This window comes from Halolamina salina, assembly GCF_042678005.1.
GTDB lineage: Archaea > Halobacteriota > Halobacteria > Halobacteriales > Haloferacaceae > Halolamina > Halolamina salina.
Genome location: NZ_JBHUDH010000046.1, coordinates 9,441 through 11,098, shown reverse-complemented (window position 1 = coordinate 11,098; position 1,658 = coordinate 9,441). Strand labels below are relative to the sequence as shown.

2 protein-coding genes and 1 pseudogene are annotated in these 1,658 nt (G+C 65.7%); all 3 read left to right on the top strand.

Going from position 1 to position 1,658, the window contains the following annotated elements:
• The coding region (locus ACFR9S_RS05530; protein WP_379818240.1) for an aldehyde dehydrogenase family protein at nt 1-779 on the top strand (779 nt) is incomplete at its 5' end.
• Nucleotides 780-848: 69 nt separating this feature from the next.
• Nucleotides 849-1,448: an LURP-one-related/scramblase family protein gene (locus ACFR9S_RS05525; RefSeq protein ID WP_379731887.1), complete on the top strand. Its 600-nt coding sequence runs from the start codon at nt 849-851 to the stop codon at nt 1,446-1,448.
• A 62-nt stretch (nt 1,449-1,510) separates the two neighbouring features.
• Nucleotides 1,511-1,658 (top strand): annotated as a pseudogene (locus ACFR9S_RS05520) (MBL fold metallo-hydrolase); the annotation flags it as partial.

The following is a 1,658-nucleotide window of genomic DNA, read 5'->3' as shown; positions in this document are numbered from 1 at the left end:
TCGACGCCGCCGTCTTCCCCGGCAGCGCCGAGGTCGGCGACATCGTCTACGACACCGCGACCGAGGACGGCAAGCGCGTCCAACTCGAGATGGGCGGGAAGAACCCCACGGTCGTCTCGGACTCCGCGGACGTCGAGAAGGCGGCCAAGATCGTCTCCTGGGGCGCCTTCGGCGTGACGGGACAGGCCTGTACCGCCTGCTCTCGGGCGATCGTCTACGAGGACGTGTACGACGAGTTCGTCGACGCGATCGTCGAGCAGGCCGAGGCGATCGAGCCCGGTAACGGTCTCGAGGGCGGCGACATGGGCCCGCAGGTCAGCAAAGACGAACTCGAGAGCACGCTGGAGTACGTCGAAGTCGGGCAGGAGGAGGGCGCGACCCTCGCGACCGGCGGCGACGCGATCGACCGGAAGGGGTACTTCGTCGAGCCGACGGTGTTCGCCGACGTGGACAACGACAGCCGGCTCGCACAGGAGGAGATCTTCGGGCCGGTGCTGTCGGTGATCCCCGTGAGCGGCTACGACGAGGCGCTCGAGGTCGCCAACGACGTGGAGTACGGGCTCTCGGCGGGCATCGTCACGGACGACCACACCGAGGCCAACAGCTTCGTCGACGACATCGACGCAGGCGTGGTGAAAGTGAATCAGCAGACCACCGGCGTCGAACTCCACGTCCCCTTCGGCGGGATGAAGGCCTCCTCCAGCGAGACGTTCCGCGAGCAGGGCGAGGCCGGCCTCGACTTCTACACCATCTCGAAGACGGTGTACGACAGCTACTGAGTCGGCCGCGGGTAGCTCCCGTCCAGCCGTACAGTATTTCGACTGATAACGAGGGACGAGCTTTTTTCAATGGTCGGGCGGCAGCCGACGAGTGTGACCGACGACTACGATCTCGAGCGGATCGAACTCGCCGATGACAGCTACACCGTCGAACAGGGCCTGATCCGGAACAAGTTCCGGGCGCTCGACGCCGACGGGGACGTGGTACTGCGCGGGAAGCAGAAGATGCTGAAGCTGAAAGAGCAGTTCCCGTTCGTCGACGCCGACGACGAGGAGGTGTTCGAGGTCAACGCCGGAAGCATGCTCGACGTGGCGGGCGACTACACGCTGACCGACGCCGCGACCGACGAGGAGGTAGTGATTCTGGACAACGACTACTCGCTGCTACAGGACACTTGGAAGATCCGTGACGCCGACACGGAGGCCAAGCTCGCGGAGATCAACTCCCGCGGCGCGCTCACGACGATGGCGCGAAACTCGCTCCCGTTCGGCGAACTCATCCCCCACAAGTACGAGATCACCGACGCCGACGGCGACCACGTCGGGACCATCGAGGGGCAGTTCTCGCTTCGGGACCGCTACGACGTGACGATCGACGACGCGAGCGACGTGCCGACCGAACCCGTCGTCGCCGCCGCGATGGTGATCGACGCGATCCAGGGGAACTGAGCGCCGCCCGTCTGCCCCGTCCGGCGCCAACGATTTGCCCTCGCCCACCGAACCCCCCTGCCATGGTTCACTCGACGTGGGACGACTGGTTCGTTCGCGAGGAGATCGAGGCGACCGACCCCGGCGACGGCGTCGTCGGCTGGTATCTCGGCTGTAACGGGTTTGTGTTGAAGGGGAGCGAGGGGACGACGCTGTTCGTCGATCCCTACG